We start from the raw sequence: 14499 nt of genomic DNA on the forward strand, positions 1-14499 counted from the left end.
TCGGATTGGACAACCGTCACCCCGACCTCCTCTTGTCTAGCGCTGAGTATACAAGTAATCTTGTATAAGATCTCTTCTACTTGGTGGGGCGACATGCGATGACTTCCACCCGACTGCCCGTTCATCGGGTGCGCACCCCGGTCGGCGACGCGGCCTGGCTGGTCACCGACTACGCCTTGGTGCGACGGCTGCTCGACGACGACCGCCTCGGTCGCTCCCATCGCGAACCCGAGACGGCGGCGCGCACGGGGGAATCGGCCTTATTCGGTGGTCCGCTGGGCGATTTCGACACCGAGGCGGCCGACCACGCCCGGATGCGGGCGCTGCTGCAACCCCATTTCTCACCCCGGCACCTGCGCTCGCTGGAACCCAGGGTGGAGACGCTCACCACCACCCTGCTCGACGAGCTGGCGGAGCAGGGCCCGCCGGCCGATCTGCACGCGCGGTTGGCGCTGCCGCTCCCCATCCTGGTGATCTGTGAGCTACTCGGGGTGCCGTATTCCGACCGCGAGCAGTTCCGCGCGTGGGCCGAGGACGCCGGCAACGTGCGCGATCACGCCCGCTCCGAGCGCGGACTGGCCGAGCTGTTCGATTACGGCCGCGCGTTGGTCGAACGCAAGCGCGCCGGCCCCGGCGACGACGTGATATCGCGCCTGTGCGCGACCGACGGTGTCTCCGACGAGGAGGCCGCCACGATGTCGATGTTCCTGCTGTTCGCCGGTCATGAGACCACGGTGGTGCAGATCGGGCTCGGGACAATGCTTTTGCTGACCAATCGAGATCAGTGGCAGGCGCTCGTCGATGACCCCCCGCTGATCCCGCACGCCGTCGAGGAGCTGTTGCGGGCGACGGAGAGCGGTGGCGGGGCGGGCGGCGTTCCCCGCTACGCGCGCACCGACTTCGACATCGAGGGCGTCACCATCCACGCCGGAGATCTCGTGCTCCTGGACATCGGAGCGGCCAACCACGACCCGGCGGCGTTCGCTCATCCCGAACGCGTCGACGTCGCCCGCACGCAAACCGCCCACCTCACGTTCGGGCACGGCGCACGCTACTGCATCGGGGCGCCGTTGGCGCGTATCGAGCTGAAAACGGTATTCGGACAACTGATTCCACGATTTTCGTCTATGGGCCTGACCGTCGATCCAGCAACACTTCCCACCCGTAGCGACGTGCTCGCCGGCGGGCTCGTCGAACTACCGGTGTCCTGGTGAGGCGGATCCGCCATCCCGTGAGCAAGGGCGCCGACGTCGGGAGCGTCGTGGCCCCGCGAGAACTGGTCACCGTCTCCGGTGAGGCGGTGCCCATTCCCGATCCCGATCGACTCGTCCATCTGCAACTTCGCCGGTTCGCCGGCTGCCCCATCTGCAACCTTCACCTGCGGTCGATCGTGCGCCGGCACGACGAGATCGCCGGGGCCGGGGTCCGCGAGGTCGTCGTGTTCCACTCGACCGATCAGGAGTTGCTCCGCTACGCCGGCGATCTGCCGTTCGCCGTCGTCGGCGACCCCACCAAGGGGCTCTACGACGAGTTCGGCGTCGGCACCTCGCCGCGTTCCGTATTGCACCCCCGCGCAATGACATCGGCGATCCGCAGTGGCATGGGCAACGTGAACATGCATCCGACCGGCGGCCATCTGGGGTTGCCGGCCGACTTCTTGATCGGCCCGGACGGGCGGGTTCTGGCCTGCAGGCACGGCCGCCACGCCAACGACCAATGGACGGTAGACGAGGTGCTGGCCTACGCCCGCAGCGAAAAGGCCTGACGCACCGCGTCGACGGCCTCCGGGTCGCCATGGAAGGTGACGCGCCGCAGCGCCGCCTTACGCTTGGCGTCGCTCGCCCCGAGGCGCGCGGTGACCAGGTCCGCGGCGCTGGCGGTCAGGGTCACCGAAGGCTCGCCGCGAGCGCCGGCGAGCCGACCCTGCGTCACCGCGAATTCGAAACGGCGGCCATCGATTTCGATGCGAATCGTCGCTTCCAGGCCGGCTGCGCCACCCGAATCGAACCCGAGCAGGAATCCGGCCAGAAATCCGTTCAGGGGCGATGCCGGGCCGTCCCCGATCGGGTCCAGCCGATCGAGCCCGAACCATGCGACGCTCCGCAACACCGGCAGCACCCGCTGCCAGCCCATGTCGCTGAGCGTGTACACGGTACGCCCGATCGGAGCGGGCAGATCGGTGCGGTCGACGACCCCGGCCTCTTGTAATTCCTTGAGCCGCTCGGCGAGCAGATTGGTCGCAATGCCGGGCAGCGCGTCGCGCAGGTCCCCGTACCGGCGGGGTCCGCCGACCAGCTCACGCAGGATCAGCAGTGTCCACCGCTCGCCGAGGACGTCGAGTCCGCGCGCGATCGGGCAGTTCTGGTTGTAGTTCCTGCGGGGCGGCACCATCCCAGCCTAGCAGCGGATAGACATCTTTTTCAACTTAGCACTTGATTTATTTGTCTATAAGCTTTAGCGTCTTGTCCATGCGTCCCGACCCGATATTCCGTAACCGGCCAATCGCCGCGCTCGCCGTCATCTGCCTCGGCGTCTTCGTCATCAGCGTCGACGCCACGATTGTCAACGTCGCGCTGCCCACGCTGTCTCGCGAACTGGGCGCCGACACCGCCCAGCTGCAGTGGATCGTCGATGCCTACACCCTGGTGATGTCGGGCCTGCTGTTGTCGGCCGGCAGCCTGTCCGACCGCTTCGGCAGGCGCGGGTCGCTGAGCCTCGGGCTGGCCCTGTTCGCCCTGACCTCCGGTGTTGCGGCACAGGTGAATTCGGCCGACGCACTGATCGCGGCCCGCGCCGCGATGGGCGTGGGCGCGGCGGTGATCTTTCCGACCACCCTGGGGCTCATCACCAACATCTTCACCGACCCGGTGCCGCGCGCCAAGGCGATCGGGCTTTGGGCGGCGATGGTGGGCGTCGGGGTGGCCGTGGGACCGATCAGTGGGGGCTGGCTGCTCGAACACTTCTGGTGGGGCTCGATTTTCATGGTGAACATTCCCATCGCGGCATTGGCGATCATTGGCGGCGTCCTGTTCGTCCCGACGTCGCGCGACCCGGCGGCGCCCCGCGTCGACGTCCCCGGCCTGATCCTGTCCACGGCGGGAATCACGGCGCTGGTCTACACGGTCATCGAGGCGCCCACCTGGGGATGGACCAACGTCCGGACCGCGGCCGGGTTTGCGCTCGCTACAGTCGTTCTCGCCGGGTTCGCCCGGTGGGAGCGGCGCAGCACCCACCCGATGCTGGACGTGTCCGTATTCGGCAACCGTCGGTTCTCCGGCGGCAGCCTGGCGGTGACCGCCGGCTTCCTCACGCTGTTCGGCTTCATCTTCGTCATCACCCAGTACTTCCAATTCATCAAGGACTACACGGCATTCCAGGCCGGCGTGCGCTTGCTGCCGGTCGCCGTCTCCATCGCGCTGGCCAGCATCGCGGGTCCCCGGCTGGTCGAACGGCTCGGCACCACCGCCGTCGTCGCCACCGGCCTGACCGTCTTCGCCGCCGGGCTCGCCTGGGCGTCCACCGCCGACGCCGCCACGCCCTACAACCAGATCGCCGTGCAGATGCTGCTGCTCGGCGGCGGTCTCGGGCTCACCGTTTCGCCGGCCACCGAGGCCATCATGGGATCGCTGTCCGCCGACAAGGCCGGGGTCGGCTCGGCCGTCAACGACACGACGCGCGAACTCGGCGGCACCCTCGGCGTGGCCATAGCCGGCAGCATCTTCGCGTCGGTGTACTCGGGGCATCTCGGAGCAACGGCCTTGCCGGGACTACCCGCGGAGGCGATGCGGCATTCGATGGCGTTGGCGCACACGGTGATCCAGCAGCTGCCCGCCCCACAGGCCGGCCACATCCGTGCCGTCGTCGATCGCGCGTTCCTCGACGGCATGCGGGTGAGCTCGCTGGTGTGCGCGGGCATCGCGCTGGGCGCCGCGATCGTCGTGGCCTGGCTCTTGCCGGCACGCGCGCGGCAAGAGGGACCGTCCCCCGCACTGGCCACGGCCTAAGAAATCCCGACGAAGAAAGGCACGAAAAGCATGACTACAACGCCATCCGCCAACAGCTATGTCCTCGGACACGCCGACGTGGAGGTGCAGCGGCTGCTCCTGCAGGCGCGGCTGTATGACGGCTACACCGAGCACGCGCTGCGGCTCGCCGGGCTGCGCCCGGGCATGCGGGTGCTCGATATCGGCAGCGGCCCCGGCGACGTGTCGTTCGTCGCTGCCCGGCTGGTCGGCGCAACCGGAAGCGTGCTCGGCGTCGACGCCGCGCCCGCGATGGTCGAGCTGGCCAACGCCCGGGCCGCCGAACAAGGCTTGTCCACAGTGCATTTCGTCCATTCTGCGATCGACGCGATCGAGCTGGACGAGCCCGTCGACGCGATCGTCGGCCGGTTAATCCTGATGCACCTGCCCGATCCGGCCGCGGCGCTGCGCCGGCTCAGCTCGTTCGTGCGACCCGGCGGCGTGATCGCGTTCTCCGAGAACGACATCGCCGGAGGACGCAGCGTCCCGGAGACGCCGCTGTTCGGTCGGGTGATCGCCGGGATCGTGCAGGCCTTCGAGGCCATGGGGCTCAGCGCGCGGTTCGGCACCACGCTGCACACGATCTTCGCCGACGCCGGCCTGGGCACGCCGCACCTGACCCTCGGCGCCCCGACCGGCACGGCCGCCGACGCCGACATCCTGGCCTACGGCGCGGAAGTGTGGCGGCTGGTCTCCCCCATCGCGCAACAGGGCGGCTTCGCCATCGACGAGGTCGCCGACATCGAGGACTTCGTGCCGCGCTTCCGCGAGGAGGCGCTCGCGGCGAACGCCCTCATCACGATGCCGCCCATCATCACGGCATGGGTGCGCAAATGAGCAACACCATCCAGGACCAGTATTCGACCGGCCTGTCGCGCAACAACATCGAGCGAGCGCTGCGCTCCGCCGGCAAGGACCTCGATCGCCTCGCGCCCGCCGACCTGAGCCTGCTCGAGGACTTTCATACGATGGGCCGCATCGCGACCGCCCAGCTGGTGGACCTGGCGCAGATCACCGGCGAGAGCGCGGTGCTCGACGCCGGCAGCGGGGTGGGCGGTACCGCTCGCTACATCGCCGACCGCTACGGCTGCGGGGTCACCGCCGTCGACCTCACCGACGAATACTGTGAAACGAACCGCTGGCTCAATCGACTCGTCGGGCTCGACGGCCTCATCTCGGTGCAGCGGGCCGACGTCACCGAACTGCCCTTCGCCGACGCCACTTTCGACGTCGCCATCAGCCAGCATGTCCAGATGAACATCGCCGACAAGGCGCGCCTGTACGCCGAAACACGCCGGGTGCTCAAGGATGGCGGGCGGCTTGCCCTGTGGGACATCACGATTGGGGACCAGGTCGAGCTTGACTTTCCGCTGCCGTGGGCCGACCACCCCGGGAACAGCCACCTGGCCACCCCCGACGAATTGCGCGCCGTCGTCGAGTCCGCCGGGTTCACCGTCGAACACTGGAACGACCTCACCGAGCAGGCCGCCACGCTCATGCAGGCCATCCTGGCCCAGCCCGACAGCCCGCTGGGCCTGCACGCCTTCGTCACCGACTTCCGCCGAAAAGCCGAAAACCTCACCCAGGCCCTGGCCGACGGGCGCCTGCGCGCCATCCAGGCGGTTTGCGAACGGCGAGTGCAATGAGGACCAACGAGATTCCGGATCAGCGTTACACGCTGGCGTGGAGCGGCGGGCGCGGCGAGGTCAGGTTCCTGCGGCGTTTCGACGGCTCCCGGTTGCGCTACTTCACGGCTGGAACCGGCCCACCGCTCGTCCTGCTGCACACCGTCCGCACGCAGCTGGACTACTTCCAGCGGGTCGTGCCCGCGCTCTGGGACGACTTCACCGTGTACGCCTTGGACCTGCCCGGCATGGGATGGTCCGACGTGGTGCCCGGTGCCGGATACGGATAGCCCGAATTGCGCGGCGCCGTGGTGGAATTCATCAGGACCCTGGGCCTGCGTGAAGTCACGCTGGCGGGCGAATCGATGGGAGCCGCGCTCGCGCTGTTGGCCTCGATCGAGCTGACGGACCAGGTGAGCGGCGTGATCGCCTTCAATCCCTACGACTACCCGGGCGGCCTCGAGCGCGGTAACTGGTTCGCCCGCGTGATCGGAACGGGCGTCCGCCTGCCCGGATCGGGACCGGTCTTCGCCCGGCTGGAAAACCGCCTCATCCTCGAAGGCGTGCTGGCCGGCGGCTTCGCCGACCGCCACGCGCTGCCCAAGGACTTCCTCACCGAGCTGCGGCGAAGCGGCCGCCGGCCCGGCTACCCGAGGGTCAATCGGGCCATCATGCGCCTCCTGACCGGGCTCATCGACGCGAAAAGCCGCTACTCGCAGGTGAAGACACCCGTCACGCTGGTCTACAGCGAACACGATTGGTCGCGCCCGGCGGATCGCGACCAAGTCGCCCGCCTCCTTGGTGTCCGGGCCGCCACGGTGCCCGGCGTTGGGCACTTCTCGGCCCTCGAGCGGCCCGAGGAGATGGTCCGTATCATCCGGCACGCGCGGCGTCCGTTATCAAGCTCCGATAGCAGCGGGTAGCGCAGACGAATATCTGTAGTCCCAGCCCCGTGTGCTCACCGACCTAGTTGGTTGGTGGTGGTTGTGGCTGGAAGGGTTCGTACCACCACCAGTCGGCACGTTCGCCGAAGGGCCCGGGGCACGGAGCCACCGCGGGCGGGGGTTGAGTGGGTGGGCGCGCGAGTGATCCCGGGCTCAATACTCGGGCCGGCGTCGTCGGTGACGGTGAGATCGGTGGCGGATCCGGTGATGGTGATCAGACCCCGGTGGTGCAGCCGGTGGTGATAGGGGCATACCAGCACCAGGTTGTCCAGCTCCGTGGGCCCGCCGTCTTCCCAGTGCCGGATGTGGTGGGCGTGCAGGCCGCGACCGGCCCCGCAACCGGGCACCGCACACGTGGGGTGACGGTGCTCGAGCGCGCGGCGAAGCCGCCGGTTGATCACCCGCGTCGCGCGCCCGGCGCCGATGACCTGGCCGTCCCGTTCGAACCAGACCTCACAGGTGGCATCACAGCTCAGGTAGCGGCGTTCGGCGTCGGACAGCAGAGGACCCAGATGCAGCGCGGCGGCGCGCTGGGCAACGTCGAGGTGCACCACCACGGTGGTGTGCTGCCCGTGTGGGCGGCGGGTGGCCTCGGTATCCCAGCCGGCCTCGACCAGGCGCAGGAACGCCTCCAGCGTGCCGGGCATCGGGGGCCGCTGACCTGAGGCGCGGTCGTCATCGCCGTGATCGTGGCGCCACTGGGTGATCAGCGCCTCGCGATGAGAGGCCAGCGCCGCGTCGAACTTCGCCGCGTCAAAGTGCGGAAGTTTGATCCGCCAACAACTGAACTGCTCATCGGAGGTCTTGGTGATCGAGGCAAGCTCGGCCCTAGTTTCTGGTTCGGGTCGTGGTTCGAGCTTGACGGCGGTGCGCAGTTGGTTCACCGTGGCGACGTGCGCCAACTGCACGTAATGCTCATCAGAACCCTCACCCGCCCGCGCCGCGAGGACGCCGAGCTGATCCAGTGACACTCGACCCTCCCGCAACCCCGCCGCGCACCGCGGAAACTCCTCCACCCGGTGCGCCACCGCGGCGAACGTGTGCGCGGTACCCGAGGACAAGCCCAGCTTCCAAGCGATTAACGCCGCCACCGACCGCGCCCCCGTCATGCCACACAGCTCGTCACGATCGATTTCAGCGACGATATCCACAATGCGCCCGTCGATCGCGTTGCGCTGCCCGGCCAACTCCGCCAACTCCTCGAACAACACCTCAAGACGCTCTTTCGGACTGACCACCACGGCGCCAGCGGATGCGGTCGAAGACATAACATCATCGTCGCAGCCACCTCCGACAAATCCGGGCCGCCCGATCAGCGCTGCCGAATTCACCGCCCACATTCGTGCGCCAGGTCTCGGTTTGACTCCGGATCAGTTGCGTGCCGGCTCCCGGTGAGGCGCCGCAGGCTCTAGGTTCGCCGGGCTGGTTCTATATGGCCGGCCAGCATCGCGGTCCAGTCCGCCACGAACTCCTCGTCTGGTGTATCTACCTGTGGGGGGTGGAAGACGATTCGGGTGGCGCGTTTTCCGAGTAAGGCAGTGACGCCCACGACGGCGATCCTTTTGGCGTCGTCCGGCCCGCTTTAGCTGGCGGCGTGCGCTGGCGCGAACGCCGGCCATCCGCGGACGATTGACCGTCCGTCCCCTTGATGTTCGTTGGCCCGTAGCGCGACTCGACGAAGGGAGCTGGTGCGTGCGAAGGAAGGCTATCGGGCGATGGCCATCGCCGATGATCTGTCCAAAGGGGCGCACAATGAACAGCGTGGACGGCGTTCTCCTGTTCGATGGCAACTGCGGGATGTGCACGCGGGCGCGCAACGGGCTGCTGCGGTTGAACAGGACCGGGCGATTGCGAACCGAGCCGATGCAAAAACCGGGTACCGCCGAACTGGTCGGCGTCTCGGCTGAGCGGTTGCTCGAATCCGTTTGGTGGCTGGACCGATCCGGCGCGGTCTTCGCCGGAGCGGAGGCCGTGAACGCGGCGCTGTCAGCTGCGTTGGGCACAAAGCTGCCACTACGCGCGTACCACCTACCGGGAGTAGGCCTACTCCAAGAACGCGTGTACCGGTGGGTCGCCGCCCACCGGTATCGCTTCCGCGGAGTCACGCCCTTTTGCGAATCCGAGCCAGGGCAGTGCCTTTCCCGTCAGACGCCCTGAATGCGCATCGTCTGCGACTGGCCGCGGCGCGCCGAACGGACGCTGCGCCAGGTGGCCCCAACACGCTGCACGAGGTGGACCACCACCTGCTATACATCCACCGCCAGCTCGCCTAGGCCGAACCGGTAGTGCGCGGGGTCAGCCGACGGGTCGTGCTCGCTTTGCCACACGGCCGACTCGGCCGAATACCGGGGTCGCGCCGGCCGAGGATGCTGCTGGCGCCTGTCGAAGCGGTCGAGCCGGTGCGCCGGCACCAGCCCCGTCAGCATGAGGTTTCCGATCTCTCGCAACGTCTTTGCCGCTGTGCGACGGGTGTCCGCCGCTTTGACGTAGCGTCGCGCGATGGTGAGAAAATCTTCGGGTTCGACCCCGGCGACATCACGCACATGGGTGGTCGGTCCGCCCACCTCCCAGCTTCCCAGGGCGGTCTCTGGCAGGTAATGGCGCAAACCGGATTCGAAGTACATGTCGGCTCCGAGTCGCTTGGCGTTCAGGCGCACCGCTCGCATGAACATCCACGGAGGAATTTCCATGAGCCGGACCCGACGGCCCAACGCCTCGCTCACCGCGTCGGCAATGTCCGCACCAGACAACAGCTTTGGCCCGGTTGGGCGGTAGGCCCGACCGTCGTGGCGGTGCGGGTCGAGCAACGCGCCCACCGCGACCCGGGCGATATCCTCGTTGGACGGGGGCGCGTTGAGTCGTCCCCCGGTCCTCGGCGTCGGCAACACCCCGAGTTGGGCGGCAACCGGCAGCACCTGGAAGTAGTTGTCCGCGAAGAATCCGGGATCCACCGCGACGTGGGCGGTATCCGGCAGCAACTGAAACAGCTTGTCGGACAACCAGTGCTGGCGGGTCATCAGGGCCGGATGCTCGGGGCTGGCCAGCCACTGGCCGAGCGCGACCACCGCCTCCACGCCCGCGCGGCGCGCGGCCACGGCAAAGGCGACCGCACTGTCGAGGGCGTGCGGGTGGTACGGGGGGTTGAAGAACAATCGATCCACGCCGTCGACCGCGGCACGAACCTGTTGAATGTCAAGCATATCCGCCACAACGACCTCGGCCCCCGAAGCCCGCAACCGGGCGCTGCGCTCGTCGTCGCGACGTACCAATGCCCTAGTAGCCACGCCTTTTTCCAGTAATTGGGCCGCCACCGCGGCGCCAATCCTTCCCGTCGCGCCGGTGACCAGCACACGTGTGTTTGTCATTGGAGTTCCTTCCCGTCGGATACGACAATGTGACCAATGGTTACATCGGCAGTATGCGGTCGATATGTGACCGTTGTCAACATCCCGGACGGCGTGAGATCGTGATGGCATGAGTTCCGCCGGCCCCCCTGCCAAAAAGGGCTACCACCACGGCGCATTGCGCTCGGCCCTGATCGAGGCCAGCATCGCCCTGGCCCGCGAGGGCGGACCCGATCGGGTGATCCTGCGTGAGGCGGCCCGGGCCGCCGGAGTGTCGCACTCGGCCGCCTACCGCCACTTCGCCGACCGCGAGGAGCTGCTGGCCGAGGTGTCCAGCTATGCCCGCAGCGAGCTCGCCGCGCAAATGCGCCGACGCGTCAATCGCACCAACGACCCTCGCAAGAGGCTGCGCGCGGTGGGCACCGCGTATATCGACTTCGCGATTTCCGAGCCGGGACTGTTTCGCACCGCGTTCACCTCGCATCCCGCGACCTCCCCCGACGTAGCGAGTGACCGAGCGACGACGGGCCCGGACCCTTTCGAGGTCCTCGGTCAGGTGCTCGACGAAGCGCAAACCGCCGGTCTGCTGGATGCGCGCCACAGGCCGGGGGCTGAGGTGGCCGCCTGGTCGGCGGTGCACGGCCTGGCTTGCCTGCTACTGGATGGACCGCTGCCCGGGAGCCCCGCGGCCGTCAGGTTCGCGCGGGCCCAGGTGTTCGACCTCATCGAGCGGGGCCTGCTGAACGACATGTAAACGGTCCGCCGCCAGGGCGGTGACCATTGGCGGCACGCATCTCGGCATGGTGGAGTGGGTATCGCACCAAGTAGCCGCCCACCGCCGCGAGAGTGAGGTCCACCGTGCTGGGTCTGCCAGAGAAGGTCCACGCCTGTCTGTTCGACCTCGACGGTGTGCTCACCGACACCGCGAGCGTGCACACCAAGGCCTGGAAGGCCATGTTCGACGCCTACCTGTCCGAACGGGCCGAGCGAACCGGCGAAAAGTTCGTCCCGTTCGACCCGGCAGCCGACTACCGCGAGTACGTCGACGGCAAGAAGCGCGAGGACGGGGTCCGCTCGTTTCTGGACAGCCGGGGCATCGAGCTGCCCGACGGCGACCCGGACGACCCGGGCGACGCCGAGACGATCTACGGCCTGGGCAACCGCAAGAACGACATGTTCCAGAAGGTGCTGCACGACGACGGCGTCGAGGTCTTCGAGGGGTCGCGGCGCTACTTGGAGGCGGTGTCGGCCGCGGGCCTGGGGATTGCCGTGGTGTCCTCGAGCGCCAACACCCGCGACGTCCTCGAGATCACCGGTCTGGACCGGTTCGTCCAGCAGCGGGTGGACGGCGTCACGCTGCGCGAGGAGCACATCGCCGGCAAGCCGGCCCCGGACTCCTACCTGCGCGGGGCCGAGCTGCTAGGCGTCGGCGCCGACGCCGCGGCCGTATTCGAGGACGCGTTGTCGGGCGTGCAGGCCGGCCGTGCCGGTAACTTCGGCTACGTGGTGGGCGTCGACCGACTTGGCCAGGCCGACGACTTGCGCCGCAACGGCGCCGACGTCGTGGTCACCGATCTCGCCGACCTGCTGTCATGATCACCGAAGAGGCGTTCCCGGTCGAGCCGTGGCAGGTCCGCGAGACCCGGCTCGACCTGAACCTGCTGGCGCAGTCGGAATCGCTGTTCGCGCTGGCCAACGGGCACATCGGGCTGCGCGGCAACCTCGACGAGGGCGAGCCGCACGGCCTGCCGGGCACCTACCTGAACTCCTTCTACGAGATGCGGCCGCTGCCGTACGCCGAGGCCGGCTTCGGCTATCCCGAGGCGGGCCAGACGATCGTCGACGTCACCAACGGCAAGATCATCCGGTTGCTGGTCGAAGACGAGCCGTTCGACGTCCGCTATGGCGAATTGCTCTCCCACGAGCGGGTGCTCGACCTGCGCGCCGGGACCATGACCCGCCGCGCCGACTGGCGCTCGCCCAATGGCAAGCAGGTCAGGGTCGTGTCCACCCGGCTGGTCTCGCTGGCCCAGCGCGGCGTCGCCGCCATCGAGTACGTGGTGGAGGCGGTCGACGAATTCGTCCGCGTGACCGTGCAGTCCGAACTGGTCACCAACGAGGACCAGCCGGAGACCTCCGACGACCCCCGGGTCTCGGCGATCCTGGAGAATCCGCTGGAGGCCGTCGACCACGAAAGCACCGAGACCGGGGCGCTTCTCATGCACCGGACCCGGGCCAGCGCCCTGATGATGTCGGCCGCGATGGATCACGAGATCGACGTCCCCGGGCGCGTCGAGTTCAGCACCGACGCCCGCCCGGATCTGGCCCGGACCACGGTCATCTGCGGGCTGCGTGCGGGCCAGAAGCTGCGCGTCGTCAAGTATCTGGCGTACGGCTGGTCGAGCATGCGCTCGCGCCCCGCGCTGCGCGACCAGGCCGCCGCGGCGATCCACAGCGCCCGCTACACCGGCTGGCAGGGCCTGCTGGACGCGCAGCGCGCCTACCTCGACGACTTCTGGGAGAACGCGGACGTCGAGGTCGAGGGCGACCCCGAATCCCAGCAGGCCGTCCGGTTCGGGATGTTCCACCTGTTGCAGGCCAGCGCCCGCGCCGAACGCCGCGCCATCGCCGCCAAGGGGCTCACCGGAACCGGCTACGACGGCCACGCCTTCTGGGACACCGAGGCCTACGTGTTGCCGGTGCTGACCTACACCGCGCCGCACACCGTCGCCGACGCGCTGCGCTGGCGGGCGTCGACGCTGGAACTGGCCAAGGAGCGCGCCGCCGAACTCGGCCTGGAGGGTGCCAGCTTCCCGTGGCGCACCATCCGCGGGCAGGAGTGCTCGGCGTACTGGCCGGCCGGCACGGCCGCCTGGCACATCAACGCCGACATCGCGATGGCCTTCGAGCGGTACCGCATTGTCACCGGCGACCACGACCTGGAGCGCGACTGCGGCCTCAAGGTGCTCGTCGAGACCGCCCGGCTGTGGATGTCGCTCGGGCACCACGACCGGCACGGCGTCTGGCACCTCGACGGGGTCACCGGACCCGACGAGTACACGGCGATCGTGCGCGACAACGTCTTCACGAACCTGATGGCCGCGCACAACCTGGTCACGGCCGCCGATGCCTGCAACCGCCACCCCGACGAGGCGACGGCGCTGGATGTCACCACCGAGGAAACGGCCGCCTGGCGCGACGCGGCCGACGCCGTCAACATCCCCTACGACGCCGAGCTGGGCGTCCATCAGCAGTGCGAGGGGTTCACCACCTTCGCCGAGTGGGACTTCGAAAAGAACAACACCTATCCCCTGCTGATGCACGAGGCCTACGTGCGCCTCTACCCCGCCCAGGTGATCAAGCAGGCCGACCTCGTGCTGGCGATGCAATGGCAGAGCCACGCGTTCACGCCGGAACAGAAGGCGCGCAACGTCGACTACTACGAGCGGCGCATGGTGCGCGACTCCTCGCTGTCGGCCTGCACCCAGGCGGTGCTGTGCGCCGAGGTCGGGCATCTGGAGCTGGCCCACGACTACGCGTATGAGGCCGGGCTGATCGACCTGCGCGACCTGCACCACAACACCCGCGACGGATTGCACATGGCCTCGCTGGCCGGGGCCTGGATGACGCTGGTCGTGGGGTTCGGCGGCCTGCGCGACGACGAGGGCATCCTGTCGCTGGATCCCCAGCTGCCCGACGGCATTTCACGACTCCGGTTCCGGCTGCGGTGGCGCGACTTCCGGCTCACGGTCGACGTCAACCACTCCGACGTCACCTACGCGGTGCAGGACGGCCCCGAGCACGAGCTGACCATGCGGCACGCCGGCGAACAACTCACGCTGAACACCGATGCGCCGACGACCGTCGCCGTGCGCGTCCGCAAACCCCTGCTGCCGACGCCGCAGCAGCCGCCGGGCCGCGAGCCGATGCACCGGCGCGCCCTGGCCCGCACTCAGTGAGGCTGGAGTACCCGAGAGATTTCGGTGCCGATCGCCTGACGCAGCTCGGCGTCCGGTAGGTCATCGATGCCGACCGCCGAGCGTAAAAAAGGGGCGAACAGCCGCCAACCAAACTGCAGCGCAAAGGCATTCGCCACGGCCAGACGCGCGCTGAGGTCTCCGTCAGGGCCGGGCCCGTGCATCGGGCGGATGTCGTCGTACATCTGCGAGGCGCCCGGGAACCGGGACTGCAACTTTCCCGCCGGGTAGCCGTCGAGCAGCGTGCGTGCCATGACGCGCAAATGCCGGTCCAGCGCCCGCTCCGCCTCCTCGGGGGTCGGGTCGCTCTGCAGCAACGCGGTCGTGGTTGCGCCCAGGTGGTCGAGCACGGCGCCGACGAGCTGATCCTTGGTGCCGAAGTGCCGGAACACCAACCCGTGGTTGACCTTTGACCGGGCGGCGATGTCGCGGATCGACGTCGCCGCCGGGCCCCGCTCGGCGAACAGCTCGGTGGCGGCCTGCAGGATCGCGGCCCCGACCTCTTCGCGCCCGGTGGGATTTTTTCGGCCGGCCCTTGCCGAAGTTGTAGTCATATGACTACACTAACCCATGTAGTCAGTTGACTA

Annotated in this window: 14 protein-coding genes and 1 pseudogene; 11 read left to right on the forward strand and 4 right to left on the reverse strand. The window is 68.4% G+C overall.

The genetic code is table 11. The features are described 5' to 3' along the window. Positions 1-98 precede the first annotated feature (98 nt). A complete protein-coding gene (locus tag A5787_RS05245; protein WP_066962655.1) occupies positions 99-1214 on the forward strand; it encodes a cytochrome P450 in 1116 nt (371 codons plus the stop codon). A gap of 5 nt (positions 1215-1219) precedes the next feature. After that, positions 1220-1765 (forward strand): peroxiredoxin-like family protein, encoded by a 546-nt coding sequence (locus A5787_RS05250; RefSeq protein ID WP_369829084.1) that lies wholly within the window; start codon positions 1220-1222, stop codon positions 1763-1765. Here A5787_RS05250 and A5787_RS05255 read toward each other — a convergent pair. Next, the gene (locus A5787_RS05255; protein WP_066962659.1) at positions 1741-2391 is read right to left on the reverse strand and encodes a winged helix-turn-helix transcriptional regulator; all 651 of its coding nucleotides are present in this window, start codon (positions 2389-2391) and stop codon (positions 1741-1743) included. The two genes, A5787_RS05250 and A5787_RS05255, sit on opposite strands and share 25 nt — an antisense overlap. A gap of 77 nt (positions 2392-2468) precedes the next feature. Here A5787_RS05255 and A5787_RS05260 point away from each other — a divergent pair, with 77 nt between their 5' ends. Genes A5787_RS05260 through A5787_RS05275 form a run of 5 tightly spaced genes read left to right on the forward strand, consistent with a single transcriptional unit; the run spans position 2469 to position 6570 of the window. After that, entirely contained in the window at positions 2469-4004 is a 1536-nt protein-coding gene (locus A5787_RS05260; protein WP_066962662.1) for a DHA2 family efflux MFS transporter permease subunit, read from the forward strand. A 30-nt stretch (positions 4005-4034) separates the two neighbouring features. Continuing rightward, positions 4035-4859 carry a class I SAM-dependent methyltransferase gene (locus A5787_RS05265; RefSeq protein WP_066962665.1) on the forward strand — a complete coding sequence of 275 codons (825 nt, stop codon included), beginning with the start codon at positions 4035-4037 and terminating at the stop codon, positions 4857-4859. Then, complete coding sequence (locus A5787_RS05270) at positions 4856-5668, forward strand: class I SAM-dependent methyltransferase (protein ID WP_082977078.1); 813 nt, start codon at positions 4856-4858, stop codon at positions 5666-5668. The genes A5787_RS05265 and A5787_RS05270 overlap by 4 nt, the downstream gene beginning before the upstream one ends. Next, positions 5665-5937 carry an alpha/beta fold hydrolase gene (locus A5787_RS27620; protein WP_197506960.1) on the forward strand — a complete coding sequence of 91 codons (273 nt, stop codon included), beginning with the start codon at positions 5665-5667 and terminating at the stop codon, positions 5935-5937. The genes A5787_RS05270 and A5787_RS27620 overlap by 4 nt, the downstream gene beginning before the upstream one ends. A 6-nt stretch (positions 5938-5943) precedes the next feature. Next, positions 5944-6570 (forward strand): alpha/beta fold hydrolase, encoded by a 627-nt coding sequence (locus tag A5787_RS05275; protein ID WP_197506961.1) that lies wholly within the window; start codon positions 5944-5946, stop codon positions 6568-6570. Between the two features lie 43 nt (positions 6571-6613). On the opposite strand, the pseudogene A5787_RS05280 reads toward A5787_RS05275, so the two are convergent. Then, a pseudogene (locus A5787_RS05280) lies at positions 6614-7859 on the reverse strand (HNH endonuclease signature motif containing protein). Positions 7860-8343: 484 nt separating this feature from the next. On the opposite strand from A5787_RS05280, the gene A5787_RS05285 reads away from it, so the two are divergent. Beyond that, positions 8344-8748: a thiol-disulfide oxidoreductase DCC family protein gene (locus A5787_RS05285; protein WP_066962671.1), complete on the forward strand. Its 405-nt coding sequence runs from the start codon at positions 8344-8346 to the stop codon at positions 8746-8748. Positions 8749-8837: 89 nt separating this feature from the next. Here the strand turns inward: A5787_RS05285 and A5787_RS05290 are convergent, their stop codons facing one another. After that, entirely contained in the window at positions 8838-9956 is a 1119-nt protein-coding gene (locus A5787_RS05290) for an NmrA family NAD(P)-binding protein (RefSeq protein ID WP_066962675.1), read from the reverse strand. Positions 9957-10065: 109 nt separating this feature from the next. Between A5787_RS05290 and A5787_RS05295 the strand changes: the two genes are divergently transcribed. The 3 genes from A5787_RS05295 to A5787_RS05305 all read left to right on the forward strand — a co-directional run bounded on the left by A5787_RS05295 (position 10066) and on the right by A5787_RS05305 (position 13894). After that, on the forward strand, positions 10066-10689 hold the full coding sequence (locus A5787_RS05295; RefSeq protein ID WP_066962678.1) for a TetR/AcrR family transcriptional regulator: 624 nt from the start codon (positions 10066-10068) through the stop codon (positions 10687-10689). Between the two features lie 104 nt (positions 10690-10793). Continuing rightward, positions 10794-11531 carry a beta-phosphoglucomutase family hydrolase gene (locus A5787_RS05300; protein ID WP_066963044.1) on the forward strand — a complete coding sequence of 246 codons (738 nt, stop codon included), beginning with the start codon at positions 10794-10796 and terminating at the stop codon, positions 11529-11531. After that, entirely contained in the window at positions 11528-13894 is a 2367-nt protein-coding gene (locus tag A5787_RS05305) for a glycoside hydrolase family 65 protein (protein ID WP_066962681.1), read from the forward strand. The genes A5787_RS05300 and A5787_RS05305 overlap by 4 nt, the downstream gene beginning before the upstream one ends. Here the strand turns inward: A5787_RS05305 and A5787_RS05310 are convergent. Continuing rightward, positions 13888-14466: a TetR/AcrR family transcriptional regulator gene (locus A5787_RS05310; protein WP_066962685.1), complete on the reverse strand. Its 579-nt coding sequence runs from the start codon at positions 14464-14466 to the stop codon at positions 13888-13890. The two genes, A5787_RS05305 and A5787_RS05310, sit on opposite strands and share 7 nt — an antisense overlap. Positions 14467-14499: the final 33 nt, after the last annotated feature.

Source organism: Mycobacterium sp. 852002-50816_SCH5313054-b (assembly GCF_001667185.1).
Taxonomy (GTDB): domain Bacteria; phylum Actinomycetota; class Actinomycetes; order Mycobacteriales; family Mycobacteriaceae; genus Mycobacterium.